General features: G+C 54.8%; 18 protein-coding genes. 10 read left to right on the forward strand and 8 right to left on the reverse strand.

The genetic code is table 11. The annotated features are described in order from the left end of the window. Positions 1 to 169 precede the first annotated feature (169 nt). Together G0Q06_RS03470 and G0Q06_RS03475 are read left to right on the forward strand one after the other, a co-directional pair. Positions 170 to 559 (forward strand): DUF4440 domain-containing protein, encoded by a 390-nt coding sequence (locus G0Q06_RS03470; RefSeq protein ID WP_163962497.1) that lies wholly within the window; start codon positions 170 to 172, stop codon positions 557 to 559. A gap of 137 nt (positions 560 to 696) precedes the next feature. Next, the gene (locus G0Q06_RS03475) at positions 697 to 1,962 is read left to right on the forward strand and encodes a glycosyl hydrolase family 17 protein (RefSeq protein WP_163962499.1); all 1,266 of its coding nucleotides are present in this window, start codon (positions 697 to 699) and stop codon (positions 1,960 to 1,962) included. A 9-nt stretch (positions 1,963 to 1,971) separates the two neighbouring features. Here G0Q06_RS03475 and G0Q06_RS03480 read toward each other — a convergent pair whose 3' ends face one another. Further along, on the reverse strand, positions 1,972 to 2,877 hold the full coding sequence (locus G0Q06_RS03480) for a LysR family transcriptional regulator (RefSeq protein ID WP_163962501.1): 906 nt from the start codon (positions 2,875 to 2,877) through the stop codon (positions 1,972 to 1,974). A gap of 47 nt (positions 2,878 to 2,924) precedes the next feature. Between G0Q06_RS03480 and G0Q06_RS03485 the strand changes: the two genes are divergently transcribed. Next, a complete protein-coding gene (locus G0Q06_RS03485) occupies positions 2,925 to 4,322 on the forward strand; it encodes an NADH-quinone oxidoreductase subunit L (protein WP_163962503.1) in 1,398 nt (465 codons plus the stop codon). An 18-nt stretch (positions 4,323 to 4,340) separates the two neighbouring features. Then, positions 4,341 to 6,830, forward strand: a complete 2,490-nt coding sequence (locus tag G0Q06_RS03490; protein ID WP_163962506.1) for a YbcC family protein — start codon at positions 4,341 to 4,343, stop codon at positions 6,828 to 6,830. A 7-nt stretch (positions 6,831 to 6,837) separates the two neighbouring features. Here the strand turns inward: G0Q06_RS03490 and tyrS are convergent, their stop codons facing one another. The 3 genes from tyrS to G0Q06_RS03505 are packed head-to-tail and all read right to left on the reverse strand — an operon-like array spanning position 6,838 to position 9,012. Beyond that, a complete protein-coding gene (gene tyrS / locus G0Q06_RS03495) occupies positions 6,838 to 8,016 on the reverse strand; it encodes a tyrosine--tRNA ligase (RefSeq protein ID WP_163962508.1) in 1,179 nt (392 codons plus the stop codon). Then, positions 8,013 to 8,552: a DUF5069 domain-containing protein gene (locus G0Q06_RS03500; protein ID WP_163962510.1), complete on the reverse strand. Its 540-nt coding sequence runs from the start codon at positions 8,550 to 8,552 to the stop codon at positions 8,013 to 8,015. Before G0Q06_RS03500 ends, tyrS begins: the two co-directional genes overlap by 4 nt. A gap of 49 nt (positions 8,553 to 8,601) precedes the next feature. Continuing rightward, entirely contained in the window at positions 8,602 to 9,012 is a 411-nt protein-coding gene (locus G0Q06_RS03505; RefSeq protein ID WP_163962512.1) for a (deoxy)nucleoside triphosphate pyrophosphohydrolase, read from the reverse strand. Positions 9,013 to 9,112: 100 nt separating this feature from the next. On the opposite strand from G0Q06_RS03505, the gene ggt reads away from it, so the two are divergent. From ggt to G0Q06_RS03530, 5 genes are all read left to right on the forward strand, one after another. Continuing rightward, positions 9,113 to 10,768 carry a gamma-glutamyltransferase gene (gene ggt / locus G0Q06_RS03510; protein ID WP_163962514.1) on the forward strand — a complete coding sequence of 552 codons (1,656 nt, stop codon included), beginning with the start codon at positions 9,113 to 9,115 and terminating at the stop codon, positions 10,766 to 10,768. A 199-nt stretch (positions 10,769 to 10,967) separates the two neighbouring features. Further along, positions 10,968 to 11,336 (forward strand): RNA recognition motif domain-containing protein, encoded by a 369-nt coding sequence (locus tag G0Q06_RS03515; protein WP_163962516.1) that lies wholly within the window; start codon positions 10,968 to 10,970, stop codon positions 11,334 to 11,336. A gap of 217 nt (positions 11,337 to 11,553) precedes the next feature. Beyond that, on the forward strand, positions 11,554 to 12,324 hold the full coding sequence (locus G0Q06_RS03520) for a DUF7901 domain-containing protein (RefSeq protein ID WP_163962519.1): 771 nt from the start codon (positions 11,554 to 11,556) through the stop codon (positions 12,322 to 12,324). An 84-nt stretch (positions 12,325 to 12,408) separates the two neighbouring features. Beyond that, positions 12,409 to 14,253: an ABC transporter ATP-binding protein gene (locus G0Q06_RS03525; RefSeq protein WP_338045103.1), complete on the forward strand. Its 1,845-nt coding sequence runs from the start codon at positions 12,409 to 12,411 to the stop codon at positions 14,251 to 14,253. 4 nt (positions 14,254 to 14,257) lie between these two features. After that, positions 14,258 to 16,108 (forward strand): ABC transporter ATP-binding protein, encoded by a 1,851-nt coding sequence (locus G0Q06_RS03530; RefSeq protein WP_163962521.1) that lies wholly within the window; start codon positions 14,258 to 14,260, stop codon positions 16,106 to 16,108. A 17-nt stretch (positions 16,109 to 16,125) separates the two neighbouring features. Here the strand turns inward: G0Q06_RS03530 and G0Q06_RS03535 are convergent, their stop codons facing one another. After that, positions 16,126 to 16,539, reverse strand: a complete 414-nt coding sequence (locus G0Q06_RS03535; protein ID WP_163962523.1) for a PGPGW domain-containing protein — start codon at positions 16,537 to 16,539, stop codon at positions 16,126 to 16,128. 105 nt (positions 16,540 to 16,644) lie between these two features. On the opposite strand from G0Q06_RS03535, the gene G0Q06_RS03540 reads away from it, so the two are divergent. Further along, on the forward strand, positions 16,645 to 17,757 hold the full coding sequence (locus tag G0Q06_RS03540) for a tRNA-queuosine alpha-mannosyltransferase domain-containing protein (RefSeq protein ID WP_163962525.1): 1,113 nt from the start codon (positions 16,645 to 16,647) through the stop codon (positions 17,755 to 17,757). Here the strand turns inward: G0Q06_RS03540 and G0Q06_RS03545 are convergent. The 3 genes from G0Q06_RS03545 to G0Q06_RS03555 form a co-directional block, all read right to left on the reverse strand. Continuing rightward, the gene (locus G0Q06_RS03545; protein WP_163962527.1) at positions 17,736 to 18,212 is read right to left on the reverse strand and encodes a DUF456 domain-containing protein; all 477 of its coding nucleotides are present in this window, start codon (positions 18,210 to 18,212) and stop codon (positions 17,736 to 17,738) included. The genes G0Q06_RS03540 and G0Q06_RS03545 overlap by 22 nt on opposite strands. Positions 18,213 to 18,356: 144 nt before the next feature. Further along, entirely contained in the window at positions 18,357 to 19,301 is a 945-nt protein-coding gene (locus G0Q06_RS03550; RefSeq protein ID WP_163962529.1) for a carboxypeptidase-like regulatory domain-containing protein, read from the reverse strand. A 4-nt stretch (positions 19,302 to 19,305) separates the two neighbouring features. Beyond that, entirely contained in the window at positions 19,306 to 22,446 is a 3,141-nt protein-coding gene (locus G0Q06_RS03555) for an alpha/beta hydrolase (protein ID WP_163962531.1), read from the reverse strand. Positions 22,447 to 22,485 lie beyond the last annotated feature (39 nt).

Raw genomic sequence — 22,485 nt, forward strand, 5'->3', positions numbered from 1 at the left:
GGTCTCTTTTCAAAGGCAACGCCAATGACATTTTCAACATGTCCAAATTGATTGGCGTTTGATCAAGAGTCTGTCCTGAAGGTTTTCCAATTATTTCCGCGAATCTCGAATCCTGGGGCCTTGACCCTTTCCAATCTAACTGTAGAAAACGGGCAAGCTCGCTATGACCATGTTTGATACCTCGGAAACCCTTCTTCACGCCTGGTTGGATCTGGTGAATGCCGGTGACGCGGAAGGCGTCCTGGCTCTATACAACAGGGAGGCCATCCTTCAGCCGACCTTCAGCGCTGGCTTTCTTGGCAGGCCCAAAGGCATTCGGGGCTACTTTGAGAAACTGAGCAGCCGCGAAGGCCTAAGGGTGGACTTGAGCAGGGATCCGCTCATCAAACAGAAACTATGTGAGAGCCTGCATTCGGTCAGTGGCCTCTATACCTGGCACTTTCTGCTTCACGGAAAAGAGACGGCCTTCGAGGCGCGCTTCAGTATAATTGTTGACCTGTCCAAGGAAGCGCCGATTCTGCACCATCATTCCTCACAGGTGCCGAATCCACTGGGCTAAGACAGGATTTGTCCGGAACAACCGGTAAACCGGGATATTAACCTCCCACAATAATTGCACGCAATCGCAGATTATTGTATTGACGAAAATCGGGCTTGGGGACGAGTTTTGTCTCTGAATCCGATAAGACAAAAGCCATGAAAGTCTCCTTATTATATCTTACCCTGTTAGCGCTGGCATGCCTGTTTTTTGGAGGTTGTGCCACTTCCGGACGGAGCGACCGGGCTGAAGTAACAGCAGCGCAAATCCTTGGCAATCCTGACTACCGGGCGATCAGTTTTTCCGCCTGGCGGACCACAGAGCGTTCAGATGAGCTTGCCTCCACTGTGGAGGAACTGAAAGAGGATCTGCGCCTGATCCATGCGATGGGGATCCGGATTTTCCGGACTTACAACACCCAGAGGTATCCGCAGGTGGCGCACACCTTACAAGCGATCGAGGAATTACGGGAGGAGGATCCTGATTTTGAGATGTATGTAATGCTGGGGGCATGGATCCAATGTGCAGGCGTCTACAGTGACAGTGCCGACCACTCCCGTGGCGATACGGAATTTAACCGGCTCGAGATTGAGCGGGCGATCGAGCTGGCTCAGGCCTATCCGGAGGTAGTGAAAATCATTGCCGTCGGTAACGAGGCCATGGTGACCTGGCAGCCGCACCATGTGGCCCCGGGAATTATCCTGAATTGGGTGAATGTCTTGCGCGAGGCACGCGCGGACGGGCGACTTTCGAAGGATTTGTGGATCACGACATCGGACAACTGGGCAGCCCTTGGTGGAGAGGAAAGTTATCACAACGACGACCTTTTGGAGCTTCTGCGCGCTGTTGATTATGTTTCCCTGCACACCTATGCTTTCCACGATTCCTATTACAAGCCGACCTTCGAGTGGGCTGTTGAAGGCGATGCTGGTTTGCCTGTTGTTGAACAGCGCAAGCGCGCTGTCGCGCGATCCATCGCCCACCAGAAAAGCGAGCTGGAGGCAGCCCGCGCTTACATGACGGAGAACGGGATCCACAAGCAGATCCATATCGGGGAGACCGGATGGGCGACACGCGACGATTCGCACTACGGACCTGAAGGCACGAAGGTTGCCGATGAATACACGTCCAAGCTATTTCATGATGCGATGCGTGAATGGACGGATTCCGCCGGCATCAGCTGTTTTTACTTCCAAGCCTTCAACGAGCCATGGAAGAGCTCGACCCCCGATGGATCAGAAAGCCACTTCGGACTCTTTACAAACGAGGGTCAGGCCAAGGCAGTCATCTGGGATCTGGTTGATGCCGGTGTTTTTGAAGGCCTGGGGCGTAACGGAAACCCAGTCACCAAGACGTTCGATGGAGACATGGACCGACTTCTTGATACAGTGGAAGCGCCTGTCATCTTTAAGTTCGTTCCGTAGCGAGCGGCTTCATTCAATATCCGGGTTAAGAAAGTCCTCAGCCGGTCGGCGCATCAGTTCACGAATGATGGGCGATTCAAAGTGGCGTCGTACCCTGACCCCGTAGAAATTCTCAAATACGCCGGGAAGGGTGGCATGCTCGACCAGGAAACCGCTGTTGATTTCATCGCGCACAACGACCTTGGGCATGATCGCGAAGGCGGTTGAATCGCGGGCCAGCAGGCGCAGCATGGCCATGTCATCGACTTCCGCGAGGATCCGCGGATGGACCTCCCATTGCTCACAAAGAAGTTCGAAGGCATTCCGGATCTCGCTTCCCTGACCTGGCAGGAGCACTTGGCAGTCGTGCAGGTCCTCCGGTAGCCTGAAGGCCCGCTTCCGCTTTTCCTTTCGTCCGATAACGCTCACGGCTTGGCGCGCGATCAGGCGGCTTCGCCAGGGATGTTCCTCGTCTCCCTGCACAGGAACATTGCTAAGCAGGAGATCGATCGAGTGGGTGGCCAGACGGGAAAGCATTTCCTCCAACCGCCCGGATTGCATGACAAGGTGGACGTTCTCGCGGTCAATGATCGGGCGGACAAAGGCCTCTTGGAAATTTCTTGAAAGTGTAGCGACGGCACCAATACGGACATGCTGAAGGTCCGTTTGTTGTCCCTCGACGAGGAGGGTCCTCAGTTCATCGCCGCGGCGGAAAATATCATCGGCATGCGAGAAGGCGATCTGTCCGGCCTCGGTCAGTTCAAGCTTCCTCGCCTTCCGGTGGAAGAGCTTATGTCCAAGGTCTTCCTCGAGCTGCCGGATCTGCATCGAGAGGGCCGATTGGGAGATGCTCAGCAATTTAGCGGTTTCGGTGAGCTTGCCCTGCCGGGCAACCATCCAGAAGTAGTGCAGGTGGTGGTAATTGAGCCGTCTCATAGTTCGATAAAATAGAACCAAATAAACAAAATAATATATTATACTTAATGTCAATTATTCCCTATAGTAGGCGTTCAATGGAAATGGATGGAACAAATCTATGGGGATTGATCCGGCTGGACAGCCTGAGCGTGACGATGCTCGGCCTGATCGGCCTGATCGCCTTAATCATATTCCGGTACAGCCGGAACTATCTTGCCGGTGATCCCGGCCAGGGACGTTTCACCCGCTGGTTTCTGGGCACGGTCAGCTGCGTGGTGGTGCTGGTTTCAGCGAACCACCTGATGTTGCTGGCGGGAGCGTGGATTGGAACCAGCCTCTGCCTGCACCGCCTGCTGACCTTTTATCCCGAGCGGCCGGCGGCGATGCTGGCGGCGCACAAGAAGTTTCTAATCAGCCGAACCGGGGACCTTTTCCTGGTGAGTGGTTTTGCATTACTGGGGATGCAGTTCGGGACTTTTGATCTTGGGATCATCCTGAGTCAGATTACCGGCATGACGGGCAATTTGCCCGGCTCTGTGCAGACAGCCTCTATTCTGCTTGTATTGGCAGCAGTCCTCAAATGTGCGCAATTGCCCTTTCACGGCTGGTTGATCCAGGTCATGGAGGCCCCAACTCCGGTTTCAGCGCTTCTGCATGCCGGCGTCATCAATATTGGCGGCTTTCTGATGATCCGTTTTTCCCCGCTTATCATGGAAGTTGAGTTGGCGCAGTGGCTCCTGATCCTGTTTGGCACGACCAGTGCGGTCATTGCCGGAATGATCATGATGACCCGGATCAGCATCAAAGTGATGCTTGCCTGGTCAACCTGTGCACAGATGGGTTTTATGTTGATGGAGTGTGGCCTGGGTGCCTACTCCCTGGCACTTCTGCATCTGGTAGCACATTCACTGTACAAGGCATGGTCCTTTCTTGGAGCAGGGAGGACGGTCACGGAAACCCTGCAAAAGCTCTCCGTGGATCCCCGCAAGGAATCCCGTCCAGTCCACTGGGTTGGGGCCCTGGCGCTTGCACTAGTCCTTGTCACACTTGTGGCTTGGCTATTTGGTGTCAGTCCAGCCCACGAGCCAGCAATCTGGGCAATCGGAACAATTCTTGCCGTGGCCACGGCCACGGTGCTTGCCGAGGGGCTGGCCTTGCGCGAGTTCCGTTCATGGGCACTCCTTGCCGGGATATCGATTGGCATGAGTGGCCTGTATTTTACCTGGCACCACTTGTTCGCTCAATGGTATGCCCCGTTGATACCGCTCGGAAAACCATCTCCTGTGGCGGTCGGCTTTGTTTTGGTAGCCTTTCTGTTGACCTATGGGTTGCTGATGTGGATTCGCTTGAATCCTCGCACGCCGGCAGTCCAGCGCCTGCACGCATTGCTTTATCACGGACTTTATCTTGATGAGATTTTCACCTTCCTGACGCTTCGCATCTGGCCTCAAGCCCGGTCATAACTTTCGAAATTTCGATTCATGCAGATTTCCGACAAATTCAATCAATCAAATCAGGCCAGTCGCCACAGCGATTCCCTAAAAGCAGCGAAGGCGGCCGTTGAGCGGATTGCCCCGGTCTGGCCACTGGATCAGTTCATTGCGGTGAACCCGTGGTGGGAACGGATTGATACACCCTTTCAAGAGTGTTCCAATCAGATAGCCTTCTTCTCAGGGACCAACTTTCTGATGCCGCGCAAATATTATCGGGCGAAGTGGAATGACGGGACCATCGGGCAATCTGAATTGCTGGCTGCTGCACGGGAATGCGGAATCGGCGTGAAGGTAGATGAGCTTTCCGCCCATCTGCAGACTTCGTCATTTACTGTCAGCATGCGCTTGATGACTCATTTCATCGACATGCGACGGGACCTTGAGCACAACATGTCGTGGCAGAATGAAGTGACCCACCAGATGAGCCAGTTTTGCGCGGCATACTTCGACCGGGGTCAGGCGAGCTGGGGAATGTCGACCGAATCGAACATTTATGCCACTTGGCTTGAGATGGTTCGACATGAGCGGGGTATCGGGCTGTTGATGGGCGTCTCGGGTATTGGCTCCATTTTTGAGGATTTGCCAATGGATCCTGAGCAGCTGATTGCACAGAGCCTTGATGCGCTGGAGATTCCTTGCGCCGCAAAACAGGACTACCTGGAAGCGCTCCTGTTGAGTATCAACGGCTGGGCCTCCTGGTGTGCTTACTTGCGCTGGCAGGACCGCCTTGACAATTCCCATGAGGGAAGCAGCAACCATCTGATCGGCTTGCTGGCGATTCGCCTTGCATGGGAATGGGTGCTTCTTCGACACGCTGAGCAGGAGGGATTAGCTTATGGATGGTTGGGCAATGTTGAGTCATGGAAAGCCCTCAAGCCGATGTGCCGCGAGTCTCAGGAGCTGGATTGGATATGGCAGAGGGCACTCGAAATTTCCGTTCAGAAGCAGCTCGTAAACCGCCTTTCCCTGCCTGTGCCCAAGTCAAGCAATGAAATTAAACCGGAGCTGCGCGCCTTCTTCTGTATTGATGTGCGCTCAGAAGTTTTCAGGCGGGCCCTTGAACAAGTCGATCCACGCATCCGCACAGGCGGGTTTGCCGGCTTTTTCGGGCTGCCCTTGAGTTACCAGGGCGCGGGCCTTGATGTAGTGAAACCACAACTACCCGGATTACTTGCCCCGGTATTGAAGGCTGGGGATTGTTGCAGCGAAGGCGATGAAGTTTGTCATACGATTGCCGGAAAGCGACGCAAGCGACTGATCGGGAGCTCCATAGCCGGGCATCTGAAAACGGCCGGCACGGCGTTTTTCTCCTACGTCGAGGCAGCCGGTCTCCTGTACGCCTTCAAGCTCATCAAGGACGGTCTGCTCGGCGGATCCGCCAGTCAGGCTGTCAAGGGCCTGCGTGAGCGTGAGGCGGCGCAATTGAAGCCGCGTCTGGTTGGCAACGGCAGTCCAGAAGAGATCTCCGGACGCGTGGCCCTTGCCGCCCGGATTCTTCGAGCCATGTCCCTGACCGAAGATTTTCCCGAACTTGTGCTTCTGACAGGTCACGGAAGCCAGAGTGATAACAACCCGCATGCAGCCGGGCTTGATTGTGGCGCCTGCTGCGGCCAGACCGGGGAAGTCAATGCGCGGGTGCTCGCCGCGCTTCTCAATGAACCATCTGTCCGTTCCGGGCTGGAGAAGGAGGCAATCCACATTCCTGAGTCGACACGATTCATAGCTGGCCTGCACAACACCACAACCGATGAGGTCCGCCTGTTTGATCTTGATGAAGTCGGTCCCCAATGGGTCCAATCTGTCCAGAAGCTTGAGCACTGGTTGAAAGAGGCCGGGGACCGTGCACGGGCAGAGCGGGCTGAAAGCCTTCAATTACCGGCGGGAAAACCCGGCTTGCTCGGCAAGTATCGTCGTCGCAGCCGTGATTGGTCGGAAGTCCGACCGGAATGGGGACTGGCCAACAATTCCAGCTTTATTGTCGCCCCCCGCAAACGAACGGCCCACCTCGATCTTGCTGGTCGGTCCTTTCTTCATGATTACGACTGGAAACGTGATTCGGGCTTTCAAGTGCTTGAGCTGATCATGACAGCCCCGATGATCGTCACCCATTGGATCAACATGCAGTATTACGCCTCCACTGTGGACAACAAGCGCTATGGGAGCGGAAACAAGGTCCTGCATAATGTCGTTGGCGGGACAATCGGGGTTTTCACCGGGAATGGGGGCGACCTCCGGACGGGACTTTCCCTGCAATCCCTGCATGATGGCAAGCAGTGGATTCACGAGCCTGTCCGGTTGAGTGTGTTTATCCAGGCCCCAAGGGAAGCTATCGACAAGGTCATTGAAGACCACGAGGTTGTTCATCAACTTGTCATGAACAAGTGGATACACCTCTACCAGCTTGATGAAGGGGAAACTCCTGTCTCCCGGCGTGGGTCAGAAGGCTGGCATCCAGCTGTCCAATCCCGGAAAGGCTGAAACCCTTCTAGGGACGTATCTCGAGGAAGATCCGCTTGCCGGCTTGGATCACCATCGGGTCATCAGGCCTGCTGAGCATGCTGAAGGGATCGGTTTCCTTCACATCGTTGACCTTGACCGAACCCTGCTGGATGAGGCGCCGAGCCTCCTTCTTGCTCTGGATCAGCTTGGAATTGCCAAGCAGGTTCAAGAGCGATTGTGATTCCTCATCCGCAAGCTCATCCCAGTTAAAGGCCGGCATTTCGTCCGGTCGCTTGTTCTGCGAGAAAACCTGTTCAAACTGACCGCGCTCGTGTTCGCCAACCCCCTCGCCATGAATCATGGAAGTGAGGATTGATGCCAGTTGTTTCTTGAGCTCCATTGGATGCTGTTCCTTGAGCACCTTGACCTCTTCATCCGCCTTCAGGAGGAGGAGATGGTAATAGTCCCACATGACCTCATCGCTGATCGACATGATCTTACCAAACATTTCCTTGGGAGAATCATTAAAGGCGATATAGTTGTCCTGCGATTTGGACATCTTCTTGGTTCCATCGGTTCCAACAAGTAGTGGAAGGGTCAATACGGCTTGCTCGGATTGCCCGGCCTCCTTCTGGAGCTGGCGCCCGACGAGGCAGTTGAAAGTCTGGTCGGTTCCGCCCAGCTCGACATCCGCCTCGATCATTACCGAGTCGTAGCCCTGAACCAGCGGATACAGGAATTCAATGATCGAGATCGGCGTATTGGAACCGAAGCGCTTGGAGAAATCATCCCGTTCAAGCATGCGGGCCACCGTCATCTTGCGCGCGAGGCCCAGACAATCCTTGAATGACATGTCGTTGAACCATTCCGAGTTGAAACGCACAGTCGTCTTGTCGGGATCAAGGATATTGTAGGCCTGATTGACATACGTTTCCGCGTTGGCCTTTATTTCCTCCTCGGTAAGGACCGGCCGGGTGGAGGACCGGCCAGATGGATCACCGATCAAGGTGGTGAAGTCCCCGATGATGAGAATGGCCTCGTGGCCGAGGTCCTGGAACTGCCTGAGCTTGTTGAAGACCACCATGTGGCCGAAAGTCAGGTCCGGGCGCGTGGGATCCACACCCAGTTTCACTTTCAGGCGCTTCCCGGTGGCCAGCTTCTCGAGCAGTTGCTCCTCTCCGTAGAGGGCCTCCGCGTTCTGTTTGATCAACTCAATTGGCTTCATGAATGGGCAGCAGTTTTCGAACCGCTGGCCACGAAGTCAATAATCGCCTCGTCGTTATCAAAATTTTGCATGACAAAAGCGAGGAATTCGGCCGGATGCAGGTTGTTGGCCTTGAAAAACTTCCGGTCACCGCCGCAGCCGTACATCAAATCGTCGGACATCTCCCCGCGCAGCTTGGCCCGTGCCTTGGGCATGATCCGCGGCAACCAGTCGATTCCGGCCACCGAGAGATCTTTCGCCGGGAGGTCTCCCGTGTCGACGACAACATCGCTCTTATCGCCCTTCATGACGTGTAGAAAGTAGAATCGGCGCAGTGAGGCGACCAGCAGGAAGGTTTCAAAATCAGGCTCGCCCCCGTTCACAAAGTCCTCGGCAAAGTCGAAGACCTCCTGGGCAGTGTGGCCGATTGATTCGAGAAAGGCTGTTTCCCCAGTATTGAAATAGGTGCTGCTGTCGCGATTGCCATCCTGGTAAAGCTTGACGGCTTTGACCCAGATTTCCTTCAGCGGGACATGAAATGTGTAGCTCTCTGTCATGGAGGAAACGTGTATGCGGCTTCTCCAAAAATGCAAATTGAGGAGGCAATCAACTGGAGGATTGAAGGAATTGGGGGAGGGTCTCGACAATTGGGATATCGGCCGGGGCCCATTCAAGCCTGCGCAATTCCTGTAAATTGGCCCAACGCATTTCCACATGCTCATGAAGGACAGGCGCTTGTTCCTGTGCTGGCTTGCAGAGGAATGGAATTAAGATCAGATGATGCCCGTTCTCCCGATGCTCAACCGGTTCCAGCGGCTGAACAATCTTCACTTTGAGGGACAACTCCTCCAGAAGTTCCCGATGCAATGCCTCTTCACCGGACTCACCTGCCTCAATCTTGCCTCCGGGGAACTCCCAGAGCAGGGGAAAGGCCCGGCCCGGGTCCCGGCGGGTAGCGAGGATCCGGTCCTTGTGGACAATAATTCCACATACGACTTTGAGGTGCTTTAATTCCATTTCGGGTTGGGCCTGATGCTTGGGGATCCCATCCTGATGCCAAGCCTTTCTTTCACGGGTTGGACCTTGCGAAAGATGAATTCCAAGGCATCCTTTTCGCATGGCAGATCGGATTTCAGGAAAGGCGTTTGCAACCCGAAGTGAGGTGTTAGCCCAACATGGCATGGTGGCCTCGAGCCAACCCATTGCCACCCAGGTGGGCCTGCAAATTTTGCGCGAAGGCGGCAGTGCCATGGATGCCGCTATTGCCGTCAATGCCTGCCTTGGCCTGATGGAACCCACCGGTTGCGGTATCGGTGGCGACTTGTTCGCCATTGTTTGGGATGCCAAGTCACAATCCCTTCACGGGCTGAACGGAAGCGGACGCAGCGCGCGCAGTGCCAGCCTTGACGATATGCGGTCGGCTCTTGGCAAGACCGGGCAGGAGCACATCCCCATGTTGGGCCCTCTCTCCGTCTCTGTCCCCGGATGTGTGGATGGCTGGTTCACCCTGCACGAGAAATTCGGACATCTCCCCTTTGAGAGGGTTCTTGCCCCGGCCATTGAGTATGCTGAATCGGGTTTTCCGGTCTCTGAGGTCATTGCCTATTATTGGAATAAAAGCATCGAGTTGCGCGCCAGTTTTCCCGGCTTTCTGGACACTTTCACCGTGGATGGTGAACGGGCCCCCGCCAAGGGAGAGGTCTGGCGCAATCCTGCATTGGCGGAAACCTACCGACTCCTGGCCCGCGAGGGGCGTGACGGATTCTATACCGGCAAACTGGCCCGGGAAATGGCAGGCTTTCTGGAAGCAAGCGGTTCATTCCTCCGCGAGGAGGACTTTGCCGGGCACCGGTCCGAATGGGTGGATCCAATTTCCACAAATTATCGCGGCTACGATATCTGGGAGCTACCTCCCAATGGACAGGGCTTGGCCGCATTGCAGATGCTCAACATTCTTGAAGGTTACGACCTCGCCGGGATGGGATTCGGATCGGCTGAGTTTGTTCACCTTTTTGTTGAGGCAAAAAAGCAGGCCTTTGCTGACCGGGCCCGCTGCTACGCCGATCCGCACTTTTTCGATGTTCCTTTGGAGCGCTTGCTCTCAAAGGAATATGCCGCATCCCAGCGCCGGCAAATCATGATGGACAAGGCGGCCCCATCGGTCATCCCGGATCCTGAAGTGCTGAAGCGTGGGGATACGGTATATTTCTGTACGGCGGATTCTGAGGGCAACATGGTCTCCTTTATCCAGAGCAATTACTGGGGAATCGGGTCAGGGCTTTGCCCGCCCGGACTCGGGTTTGGCTTCCAGAACCGTGGTGCTTCCTTTGCCTTGGATCCAAGCCATGCCAACGTCTATGCGCCCGGTAAACGGCCCTTTCACACGATTATTCCCGCTTTCATCACCCGGGAAGGAAAGCCTCTCTGCGCCTTCGGGGTGATGGGAGGCGATACCCAGCCGCAAGCCCATGCCCAGATTGTTTGTCACCTGGTTGATTTCAAACTGGGACTCCAAGAGGCTGGTGATGCACCACGGGTGGTCCATTCCGGTGATTCCAACCCGCGGGGCGGATTGATGGAGAATGGCGGTATTGTGGTCCTTGAGACCGGTTTTAGCCCGGAAGTCATCGACTCTCTCAAGGATCGTGGCCACTGCCTGGAAGCGGGGAGCGGCCAGTTTGGGGGATATCAGGCCATCTGGCGGAATCCGGAAACCGGCGTCTATGCCGGAGCCAGTGAAAGCCGCAAGGATGGGCAGGCGGCCGGATACTGAATAAAGCTGATTATTACAGTTGCAGGGCGGGCTCTTTCCTGCATCTAATGGCGTTCAGTCGATTAATAGGCAATTCTGAGAGTCCGGAAACGGAACCCTGTGGGGCCCATCGATCGAATAATCAAGTTGCTTCACGCAGGATGCGCATCGCCTGCTGGAGCCGTTTCAAAAGGTGCGCATCTTAGTTAGAGTAGATTAAATGGATATATATGTAGGAAATCTAGCCTATGAAGTTCAGGACGAAGACCTGAATGAGGCGTTTGCACAATTCGGTGAAGTAGAGTCAGCTCGGGTCATTATGGACCGCGAATCTGGCCGCTCCCGTGGGTTTGGGTTTGTTAAAATGCCAAACCGTGAAGAAGCTGAGGCTGCTGTAGAGGGCCTCAACGATAACGAACTGCAAGGTCGCCCGTTGCGCGTCCGCGAAGCTGAAGAGCGCAAGCCCCGGTCCGGTGGATTCGGTGGCGGCGGAGGCGGCGGCGGAGGCGGTGGCTTCAAGCGTGGTGGCGGCGGCGGAGGCCGTGGCGGCTTTGGTGGTCGCGATGGTGGCCGTCAGCGTTATCGCTAAATCTTCCGGTTCAGGCTTAATCAGCCTTTAATAATCAAAAGGAGTATTCGGGTAACCGAATACTCCTTTTTTTGCGTCTTCCATTCCCAATTAGGCTCCATCATGCCATACCCGAGCGGGACTAATAAACCGCTCGGCCCCCCATTGATCCCTTGTCTCCATCAGGCAATGGGATTATTAGATTTCATCGCGCACTAACTCAACGAAGGGTATACGGATGAATGCGATGGTACGGGTAATAATCGGCTCCACACTGGTTATATTGTGTGGAACCTTGCAAGCTGACTGGATGGTGGGAGACGTGCATAAGATGCACTTTCCACAATTACCGGATCCAGTCGGATGGGATATTAAAGTAAGCCAGAATAACTTTGTGGCGGATGATTTTCTCTGCACACAAAGTGGTCCGATCACGGATATTCACTTCTGGGGGTCTTGGAGAGGTGATGTTTTTGTGGATCCGCTGCTGGATCTTCAGAATATTCAGTTAACCATCTACCCGGACGTACCGGCTGGGGTGGATTTGCCTTACAGCCACCCTGAGTCATTTTTCCTCTGGCAATACCAGACCTCCGATCATGATCCTGCTCTGGTAAGTATACGCAACGAGCTTCCGAGTCCACAGGGCTGGTATGATCCACAGCAAGGATTGGTCCTTCCCGGCGATCATTCCGAGTACTTCCAGTACAACGTTTCGATTGATCCGAACGCTCAGTTTATTCAGCAGGAAGGCACCATTTACTGGTTGGAAATTCACGTCATCACGACCGAGGGGCTGGAGTTTGGTTGGAAGACTTCACTGGATGCATGGAATGACGATTCTGTTTCCTTCCTGCCTCCGGCTGATTTGTGGGAGGAATTGTTTGATCCACTAACCGGAACTTCCCTGCAGCAGGCCTTTGTGATTGTGCCTGAGCCGGGACTGGCTGCGCTGGTTCTTGGATTCCTTGCTGCAGGACTGGTTTTGCTCAAACGTCGACTGCGCTAGTTGGGCATTGACCTAATCATTACAGTTAAAAAAAATCGGTTCGGTCTGGATAGGTCCGGACCGTTTTTTTTGAAGGCAAGAGGAGTGGATTCAGAAAATCGCAGTTCAAACACGCGCCCTGTCCGGGAGGTCATCCGGATTGCCTGGTCGCTCATGGCTGGATTCCGGACACGGTTCATTTTGGCCATCCTGTGCATGCTGGCGGGGACCGGATTGCGCTTTCTCGTACCGCTGGTCGCCAGCGGGACCATTGATTATGCCCTCCAGAGCGGGACCGGTCAGAGCCGTGTGGTGGATTTTTTCCGCAGGACCGTCGAGCAGGACTGGCTGGCTGGTCATCTCTGGGCGGCTGGTCTGGTGATCTTCGGGCTGACCTGCGGGGCCGGCCTGTTCAATTTCATGAAGGGGAAGCTTGCCGCCGAGGCATCTGACGGGATCGCCCGGAAATTGAAAAACCGGCTTTATGGTCACCTGCAACGCCTTCCGATGCGCTTTTTCGACAAGGCTGAGACGGGTGATCTCGTCCAGCGTTGCACCTCTGATGTGGAAACCCTACGGATGGCCATCAGCACGCAAGTGGTGGAGGTCAGTCATGCTCTCATTCTGATGGGAACGGCGATTCCGCTCATGTTCATGATTGATGCACGGATGGCCGCTGTCAGCTTTGCCTTGATTGGACCACTCATCGCCTTCGGGTATTTTTATATCAAGCGCGTTCGCTACCTCTTCCAGCTCTTTGATGAAGCGGAGGGCAAAGTGACGGCCGTGGTACAGGAGAACCTGACCGGTTTGCGCGTTGTCCGGGCCTTTCGTCGTCAGGCTTTCGAAATAGAGAAATTCAGTGGGCCCAACCAGAATTACCGCGATCTTGGGCTGCGCCTCATCCGCTTAATGGCAATCTATTGGTCCATTTCGGACTTTGTCGCCTTGTCGCAAAACGCGCTTGTCCTTGGAATTGGACTACACTTTATCTCTTCTGGTTCACTGACTGTGGGGACGCTCTTTGCGTTCATCATGTTGCTGAACCTCGTCCTTTGGCCGGTCCGCCAGATGGGGAGAACCTTGACTGAGTTGGGTAAATCAACCGTCGCCATCGGGCGCATTGAGGAAATCCTTGAGGAGGCTGAGGAGGGAGGGACGCCTGATCATGGCCTTCCAACCGGTCGCGGCCATATCTTGGCACGCGATGTAACCTTCTCCCACCAGGAAGGGCAGGTCGCCTTGGAGAAGGTCTCCTTTGAAGTCAGGCCCGGGGAAACCCTTGCCATACTCGGCCCATCCGGATCCGGGAAGTCCACTTTGATTCATTTGCTTCTACGCCTGTATGATTACCAGAGCGGGAGCATCCAGTTTGATGGTGTTGAAATGAAGGAGCTGGACCGGATCTGGTGTCGTGAACAATTCGCGACAGTCATGCAGGAACCCTTTCTCTTTTCCAAGTCTATCATTGAGAATATCAGGCTCGGCCGTCCATCCGCCCGTGAGAAAGAAATTACCCGGGTGGCCCAGATGGCCCATATTCATGAAACCATACACAGCTTTCCTTCCGGCTATAAGACCTTGGTGGGCGAGCGTGGAGTGACGCTGTCTGGCGGCCAGCGGCAACGCGTCGCCCTTGCCCGGGCGCTCTTGCGCGAGGCGCCGGTCTTGTTGCTGGACGACGCATTGAGTGCGGTCGACACCGAGACCGAGGAAATCATTCTTGATGCCTTGCGGAAGCGTCATGGAAAGATGACGACAATTGTCATTGCCCACCGTTTGTCGACGTTGTCGCATGCCGACCGGGTGATCGTCATGGACCAGGGGAAAATCGTCGAGTCAGGTACTCATGAAGAGCTTTGTCGCAGCGACGGTTTGTATCGCCGCCTCTGGCACATCCAGAACAAGGAGGAACCGGGAGGGATGGAACCCTTCACAATGAAGAACTGACGGCATGCATCTCGAAGAAGACACATTTCATAACCGACTCGACTGGAAGCTCTGGCATCAGGTGCTCCGGCATGCCTACCCATACAAGCGCTTTCTGGTGGGAATTGCTTTGCTTGCGGTGACCATTGCCACTTGTGAAGCCTGCTTTGCCCTCGTGACCCGCTGGGCCATCGACGATGTCTCCAGCATGGAAGAAGGCTTCAGTGTGCTTCCCTATGTCTCGGCGTACATGGGGCTGGCCCTGACGCTTGTCCTGGGCGTCTGGGGTTTTATCATTCTTGCTGGCGGCTTGAGCCATCACATGAGTCACGATATAAGACGCGATACCTTCAAGCGGCTCCAGGAGCTTGAGTTTGCCTACTTTGATCACCGGCCCACCGGCTGGTTGATATCGCGGCTGACCAGTGATTGTGACAAGCTTTCGAGAATCATTGCCTGGAGCTTTCTGGATCTGGTATGGGCGAGCAGCCTTATTCTGGCCATCTCGGTGATCCTGTTATCCCTGAACCTGAAACTTGGATTGCTTGTCCTCAGCGTTGTCCCGCCATTGATGATGATCAGCTCATGGTTCCAGAAGCGGCTTCTCCTGAGCTCGCGGAAGACACGGCAGTACAATTCCTTTATCACAGCCTCATTCAGCGAGGGAATCCAAGGATTGAAAACAACCAAGACCTTCGTGCGCGAAGAGACCAACCTGAAGGAGTTTTCCACACTCTCGGATAAGATGTACGACTATTCCGTCCTGAACGCGATCCAGTCGGCCATTTACCTTCCGATTGTCCTGACGATCGGCAGTGTTGCCGCGGGTCTGGTCCTTTGGATCGGGGGAGGGGACTATCTGGCGGAATCCCTTACCTTGGGGACCCTGATCGCGTTTATATTTTATTCCGGTCAGTTTTTTGATCCCATCAACCAGATTGCCGCAATCCTTGTCCAGTTACAGGGTGCGCAAGCGGCTGGGGAGCGCGTGCTGAGCCTGCTGGCGACGGAGCCCAAGATTCGTGACAGCGACGCGGTCCTCTCCCGGCTCAGCACCAGCGAGGCGAGCGCCCCTGAATCCACGCTGGCGGAGGATGGCCACTCCAAAACAATCCGGCAGATAGAATTCCGCAACGTCAGTTTTTCCTACAAGGAGGACGAGCCAATACTTGAGGACTTCAATTTCCTCATCAATCCCGGTGAGACCATTGCCCTTGTCGGGGCGAGCGGCGGAGGCAAGAGCACCATTGTGAGCCTGCTTGCACGCTTCTACGAACCAACCGGTGGCGGAATTTATATTGATGGTATTGAGTATCGTGAACGTTCCCTTGATTGGTACCAATCCAACTTGGGGATTGTGCTTCAGTCTCCGCACTTGTTTGCCGGAACCGTAAAGGAGAATATTCTCTACGGGCGCTTGGATGCAACGCAGGAGGAAATCGAGGAAGCGGCCCGGTTGGTCAATGCCCACGCCTTTATTGAAAAGCTGGAAAATGGCTATGAGACGGATGTCGGCGAGGGCGGCAACCGGCTTTCCACCGGACAAAAGCAGCTGGTCTCCTTTGCCCGGGCCATTCTGGCGAATCCGCAGATATTCATCATGGATGAGGCAACCTCTTCCATCGACACCGAAACCGAAGCGCTTATCCAGGCTGGCCTCCACGCGATCCTGCATGGGCGGATCAGTTTTGTTATTGCTCACCGGCTTTCAACAATCCGCTCGGCCGACAAGATCCTCGTTATTGAACGTGGTCAAATCCTTGAATACGGATCCCATTCGGAACTGATGTCGCGCAAGGGCCCGTATTATGCGCTCTACACGCGGCAGTTCCGTACGGAAACCGAGGCCAGTGTCCTGGACCGCGTGGGCGGGTAGCCGATCCCCTCTGGTTCTTAGTCACTATCTGGCAGAATCAGCGGCTTGCGACCGGCTTTGTGCCGGATCCAGGCAATTGATTTGCGGACCCTTCGCAGGCGGACCAAACGTATTTGCAGCCGTGCCTTTCCCGGGAAATCAAGCAGGCTGATTCCGACGAGCATGGTCAGGATTCCTTGTCCTGGGAGAAGGAGCATGCAGATACCCGCTAGAAGTAAAATCCCGCCCATGAGGTTTTTCAGGATATGACCAATCTGGCGTAGCGGCTTGCGGGGAAATTTATTCTGTTTTAGACGAAGGAAATAGTCCTCCGGTATGTAGGCGACAATGATTGGTATCATCAGCAGCGATCCAAGGAACATGAGCAGGCTGGCAGCCCCCAGCAAGCTGAGCAGAACTTCATTGGCCTTGATCCAATCCAGAATCCCCATGCTTAATAGTATGGCTCATCCAGCCTGTTCAGGCAATCGAAACACAGGTTTCCGGTGGCATTTGTTGGACACCAATGCGTCCATCCTCTAAGCGGAATGCCTTCAATGAATAGTGCCTGTTTAAAAATCTGCCTTCTTGAGCCCTATTATGGTGGCTCACATCGTCGTTGGGCGGATGAATACAAGCGGTTTTCCAGTCACAGGGTGGATATCCTGTCCCTTCCGCCCCGGCACTGGAAATGGCGGATGCACGGGGCCGCGGTGAGTTTTGCCGGCCAGTTGATTGAGTCAGGAGAAAGGTATGACCTGATCCTTGCGAATGACCTGATGGATGTCGCTGTATTCATTTCCCTGACACGGGAAGCCGGGATTGAATCTCCCGTGGCAAGCTACTTTCATGAGAACCAGATCTCTTATCCGCTTTCCCCATCCGATACCGACAGGGAAGCGGGGCGTGACCTGCATTACGGATATATCAATTACACAACTGCCCTGGCTTCTTCGGCAGTCTTCTTTAATTCTGAATTCCATCGGCGCTCATTCCTTGAATCCCTCCCGGCATTCCTTGGCCGTTTTCCGGACCATCAGAACATGGAGACGATCGCGCGCATCGAACAAAAGTCACGCGCCCTTCCGCTCGGCATGGACCTGCACGCACTGGACCAGCTCAAGCCAGGGCAGGACAAACCAGTGAACAGGGAACCCTTGCTCCTCTGGAATCATCGTTGGGAATTCGACAAGTGCCCTCAGGGATTCATGGACATTCTCCTGGAGCTCCAGAACCGGCAAATTCCGTTCAAGATCGCCCTGCTCGGGCAGAAACTCGAAGAGGCAGACGAGGGGATTATGGAGAAGATCAAGCGCCTGGGTGACCGCGTCCTCCATCTGGGTGCTGTCGAGAGTGCTTCGGACTATGCTCATTGGCTCTGGGAGGCGGACATTCTCCCTGTTACGGCCATCCAGGATTTTTTCGGGGGAAGCGTCGTCGAAGCAGTCTACTGTGGATGCCACCCCGTCCTGCCCAATCGGCTTGCCTATCCGGAGCATTTTGCGGACGCGCCTGTTTTCTTTGAGACGGAATCAGACGCCATTGAAATGCTTGTGGACTTGATCACTTCCGGCGACTGGCGGAAGCCGTGTCCACTCAGCGGCCAACTCAGGCAATATGACTGGAGCGAACTGGCTCCGGCATATGATCAGGCCATGAGGGAAATATAAAAGGCGGCGACCATTCCGGTGGTGAGCCCGATTTTCAGGACAAACGCGATCAGGGCTCCAACGACTGTTCCCGCACCAGCGCGGGCCGCCTCGGGTCCGGACCGGTTGTCCAGCAGTTCAAACAGGACAGCCCCGACGATGGGCCCGAGTATCAAGCCCGGCAGGCTGAAAAAGAGCAGCCCGAAGATCCCGCCCAGGACCGCCCCAAGGGCCCCTTTCCATGAGGCACCGAAGCGGCGGGCTCCCCACCATGTGCACCATGCGTCAATCACAAGGGTGAGAAGCGTTATTCCCAGCGCAATGGCGACAAACTCCCACGAGACAGACGCTTCCCCGAGAAGGAGTTTGTGAACCGCAATACCGGAAAACGCGATGACGGTTCCCGGAAGGATGGGCAAAAGTGTCCCCAGAAGCCCAAGGGCAATCAGGCTGGTGGCAAGAATCAATGATAGCATGCAATTCTACTAGAAGGTTCCGTGCCACAATGAAGGTGAATACCTGTAAAGCATTGGTTAATAGAAAGTTAGGAATTTAAACAATTTCCCGTTTCAATCCACTCTTGGTGGAATCAACCAAACTTTAGGCTTCACTGCCACCAGCTATTTGCGGGGCCTGTGCAGGTTATATTCAAGGGATCGGGCATCCGGATCGGTATCCGGGTTGAAAAAGTAGCTGAAAACAAGCTCCGGGCCCTCATCTCCTCGCGGATCAAACTCAATCTCGCCTTGGATCCAGCCATAGCAGGCTTCCAGTATCCGGCCGCTGGCATCCATTTTAGTCCGGGTTCGCAGGATGTAGTTACGATCCTTCTCCTGATAACTCTGGTAGGGATCGCCTTCCTGATGTGCCATGGAGTAGGAGAGCCGCGCCTCATAGCCATCCAGGGGAGCACTGTTGGGCGGGGCAAGGTTGCTGCCAAATTCCATTGAAAAGGGACGCGCCGCCTGGAAGGCCTGGATTCCATCGCCTTCGTTTGGGAAGGTGATTGTCATCGTTCCGGCAAACGTCTCTCCATCAACATAGACATCGTGGAAATGAAAGAACATGTCTTCCGTCACGCCTTTTCCAAGCGGCCCGACCCAGTCACCGACCCGTAAATCGAATCCGACCGGTCTGTCCACCGCGGGGGCGTTTCCCCTGATCCGGCGATGCTGCATGAAGACCGGATCCAGGACCGGCTTCAATTCAATCGTATAGGCGTCAGCGATTTCCCGTGGAATCAGTTTTCTCTCCGGACCTTTATAAAGTCCACCGCGAAACAGCTCTCCGCCGGTCTTGTAGTATCCATCTTTGGATACATACACGGTAAGGCTTCGACCCTTTGAGAGTTGCAGGGAGACACGCCCGCTTTCATCGGTCTTTCCTTCAGCATTGCCCGGCCCGTAGCGCGATGCTTCAATCCGTGCGCCTTCAACGGGTTGGCCTGCCGGGTCTACAACGGTAAACGTCACTGTTGTCAGCTCAAGGCTTGGCAAGTTGGAGGGGGATTGGGCAACGAGGACCATATGGGCTAGAATAGTTGTGAAGAGTATCGGGATTTTCATGTATTTACGGGTTTATGGATTTAACACAGATTCGGTAAAGTTCGGCGACAAAGGGCAGGGCAGGATTCAGGTAATCGCTGTGGAGCCATCGGTCCTGTTTCTCCGCCGGACTCCTAAATGGCCAGAAGAGGGCCTGGCGGATGACCTTATCCAGATCATAGTTCAGAAGCAGGGGGAGTTTTGGCAGGCTGTTTGAACCAGCTGGTGCGGAATGGGCCGGCAACCCCTCGGCCAGAATCTTCGCGTGATTCTTGATGGCATTGGGAGAGGCACCAACAAAGGAAGCGGGAGGCAGGTGGGCATTGGCTTCCTCCTTGTTCCCATAAAGCCATGAACCATCTGACCAATCCGGAAAATCGGAATCACCGCTGGAAAAGGGTCTGAAAAATGGCTCTGTGATCAGCTCTTCCGGATCGATCAAGGCTGCTTCTGCCGGGAGCATCCGGATCCATTCCCCCGCGGGAGGATGTGCCGCCCCTCCGGGGTTGATCCAGTCCATGTGGGAAAAGTTGAAACCCCAGCCACCGTGAACGTCGCCGGTCAGGCTTGTCGCCAGGGTACTCGTTCCCTTGACCATTTCATTGTAAACCCAGATCAGTTCGGTCTTCCAGATATCCTCAAAGAGTGCGGGCAGATCGCCATTGCCTGAACGGAGGATGTCTTCCCCGGTCGAGAAAAAGTTATGGCAGATTGTATTCCCTGAAACGCCGCCGAAGCGGGTTTTCCAGCTCAACAGTGACCGGTGATCATCCGGCTGGAAGAGGGCTGACCAGTAGGACGGCATGAGGAATTCCGGATAATCCGATTGGTCTGACCCTTCGTCTTTCCAATCCGGATTGACCATTTTGCGGCGATCCTCCTGCTCTCCGAGGTAGGCCTCGGTCGGGACAGCGGCATTGAGCATGAAGTAGTTGAGGACATTCCATCCATGATCAACGATGGCGCTGGAGGCGACCATGTTCCCCAAGCTGTGTGCGAAGACCGAAGTGAGGGGTGCGGCAAGGGTTGCCAATGCCTCCGGCAGGTAGCCAGCCGTGATGAAGGCATTGATGACATTCTCATTGTAGTCAAAGGATGTGCCAATGAGCTCGAGCGTCCCTTCATCGCCAAACCAAGTGACGCCGACATAACGGGCACAGGAGCCTGTCTGGAAAAAGCGCTTGAAAATTTCCGCATGAGCTGCCGGTGCCTGATCTCCGCCCCAGTTGTAGCCATGGATATGCACAAGGGTGGGAAGGCTGTCCTTGAAGCTTCTCAGATATGCATCGGGCAGGTTGGGTGGCTCGCCCAGATCGGTGGGCCAGGGGCCGGGATCAGCCTGTGAGAATTTCGGATCGACATTCCGCAAGTTGGCAACCCGGAACATCTCCCCGACTGGAGAAATGGATAATGGGAGCTCACATGAGAAAACCAGATCCCCTCTGTAGTGGTAATTCATGACAAGTGGTTCAGTCGATGGATGAGCCCCTTCCATCAGGAGAACACCACGGTTCTCATCCCGGATCCGGCGAATAAATGCAGCTGACAGTATCGTTGCCTGGGAGGAGATGGCCTGCACCTCGGCGCTCTCCAAAGGAGATGAGAAAAGGGGTCCAAAACCGGTCTCCAGGCGGGATTCATGAATCTTTCCCATCTCTTCCGGCAAAAGGCTGGTGTAGACAAAATTGAGCGCGGCATCGGCCTGGGAAAGACTGACTTCCACATCATCGATGTTTTCGACGGCGGCCAGAAAGTCCTGAATGTCCAAGTGCACCGGAAAGAAGTCGACCACATCCCGTAATCCGTCGACGCCGGGGGACTCCCAGTCCGCATCGGCGGATTCCGGCATGTCATCTGCCCATGACCGGGCGAGGTCACCGGAATCATCATCGTCATTCACCCAGAAGTACCACGGGAAATTCTTTGCCGCCTGTTTTTGATCCGTAATATCAATCGTTCCATTCCGGTCCCAATCGGGGACGAGCAGCTGGGGCATCAAGAGAAAGCCGCGATCTTCCCATTGGAAGGTGGCCCAGTCAAAGAAGCGGCCTGTACCTGCAATCCTTCCGCTTGCACTGATACAGGTTGCCTTGAGTTGGGCCCATGACCCCGTATCCATGATCAGGTTATCAATGCTGCCCTCCCAGAAGTCAGGTGATGGCTGTCCGGTGGGCCTGCCTGAGAAGTCCGTTTCCGACATGCGTTTCCAGTAGTGGTTTTCAATGACAATTTCCTCCAGCCCGTCGAGTGGGTTGCTGATGCAGGGCACCACGGATTCAAGCTCGGTCAGGACAGGACCTATCGACCGCTGCCCGAATTGATCAAGAATCACCAGACCGAATTGCGGCCCGAGGGAACGGCCCAGAACCGTTCCCATGTCCGTGATCTGGAGCGGTTCAAAGTCGAGGACGGTCTCCTTGTTGAGTGCGAAATATTGATCCTGATGGTAGTAGGTGATGCCAGAGTCGTCCGAGAAAGCACTGTCCGAGTAGACCTCGCCGACTGTTTCGCCGTAATTGTTGATGTCATTCACCGTGTACAGGATGCCGCCCTGATGCAGGTCATAGTTCTCATCGATATAATATTCATATGACGAAAGCTCCTCGCATGTGCCGGATCGCAGGTTGAGCAGATCGGTCTCGATACGGAGCGTGTAGGGCGCAAAGGCAAAGAAACCGGATTCAGCTTCCTGGTGTAAAACCAGTTGGTCCTGATCATTAAAGGCATAAGGCCACCAGTAATAGGGCGGGTAGGGCAGGCAGTCTTCGTTTTCGACAAGACAATGAGATGCGTCTCCCTCCAGCCAGAAGCGCATTTCAAATTCATTCTCAGGCGTCATGCTGGTGGTGACGACGGATTTTTCCTCATTGAGGCGGGCCCAGTCTGAATACCTGAAGTTGTCATTCATGATGGATCGCTCCCCGCCACCCCATTGGATGAGCTTTTTGTCATCTGTGGACATCAGGATCATCATGGAATCGTTGATGGACACGGGCGTGATACCGGCTCCCAGGTCGACAATCCGGTAAGCTGGCAGTTCTACTGCCGCGGAGTAGGCGTCGCCGTAGGTAAATTCATACGCAGCGCGAATGGGTCCATAAGGTAGTTCCGCAACTGATGCGCAATGGAGGCAGAAAGTGATGATCAAAACGGTGTATCGGGGCATGGGGCTTTGAGGAGAAGACAGTTTGAAATTTCTGGATAC

It is taken from the genome of Oceanipulchritudo coccoides, from assembly GCF_010500615.1.
Lineage (GTDB): Bacteria > Verrucomicrobiota > Verrucomicrobiia > Opitutales > Oceanipulchritudinaceae > Oceanipulchritudo > Oceanipulchritudo coccoides.

Bases quoted from the DNA above. Each gene is read 5' to 3' on its own strand.
- G0Q06_RS03470 (WP_163962497.1), top strand. From the start codon at position 170: ATGTTTGATACCTCGGAAACCCTTCTTCACGCCTGGTTGGATCTGGTG.
- G0Q06_RS03475 (WP_163962499.1), top strand. From the start codon at position 697: ATGAAAGTCTCCTTATTATATCTTACCCTGTTAGCGCTGGCATGCCTG.
- G0Q06_RS03480 (WP_163962501.1), bottom strand. From the start codon at position 2,877: ATGAGACGGCTCAATTACCACCACCTGCACTACTTCTGGATGGTTGCC.
- G0Q06_RS03485 (WP_163962503.1), top strand. From the start codon at position 2,925: ATGTCAATTATTCCCTATAGTAGGCGTTCAATGGAAATGGATGGAACA.
- G0Q06_RS03490 (WP_163962506.1), top strand. From the start codon at position 4,341: ATGCAGATTTCCGACAAATTCAATCAATCAAATCAGGCCAGTCGCCAC.
- tyrS (WP_163962508.1), bottom strand. From the start codon at position 8,016: ATGAAGCCAATTGAGTTGATCAAACAGAACGCGGAGGCCCTCTACGGA.
- G0Q06_RS03500 (WP_163962510.1), bottom strand. From the start codon at position 8,552: ATGACAGAGAGCTACACATTTCATGTCCCGCTGAAGGAAATCTGGGTC.
- G0Q06_RS03505 (WP_163962512.1), bottom strand. From the start codon at position 9,012: ATGGAATTAAAGCACCTCAAAGTCGTATGTGGAATTATTGTCCACAAG.
- ggt (WP_163962514.1), top strand. From the start codon at position 9,113: ATGGCAGATCGGATTTCAGGAAAGGCGTTTGCAACCCGAAGTGAGGTG.
- G0Q06_RS03515 (WP_163962516.1), top strand. From the start codon at position 10,968: ATGGATATATATGTAGGAAATCTAGCCTATGAAGTTCAGGACGAAGAC.
- G0Q06_RS03520 (WP_163962519.1), top strand. From the start codon at position 11,554: ATGAATGCGATGGTACGGGTAATAATCGGCTCCACACTGGTTATATTG.
- G0Q06_RS03530 (WP_163962521.1), top strand. From the start codon at position 14,258: ATGCATCTCGAAGAAGACACATTTCATAACCGACTCGACTGGAAGCTC.
- G0Q06_RS03535 (WP_163962523.1), bottom strand. From the start codon at position 16,539: ATGGGGATTCTGGATTGGATCAAGGCCAATGAAGTTCTGCTCAGCTTG.
- G0Q06_RS03540 (WP_163962525.1), top strand. From the start codon at position 16,645: ATGAATAGTGCCTGTTTAAAAATCTGCCTTCTTGAGCCCTATTATGGT.
- G0Q06_RS03545 (WP_163962527.1), bottom strand. From the start codon at position 18,212: ATGCTATCATTGATTCTTGCCACCAGCCTGATTGCCCTTGGGCTTCTG.
- G0Q06_RS03550 (WP_163962529.1), bottom strand. From the start codon at position 19,301: ATGAAAATCCCGATACTCTTCACAACTATTCTAGCCCATATGGTCCTC.
- G0Q06_RS03555 (WP_163962531.1), bottom strand. From the start codon at position 22,446: ATGCCCCGATACACCGTTTTGATCATCACTTTCTGCCTCCATTGCGCA.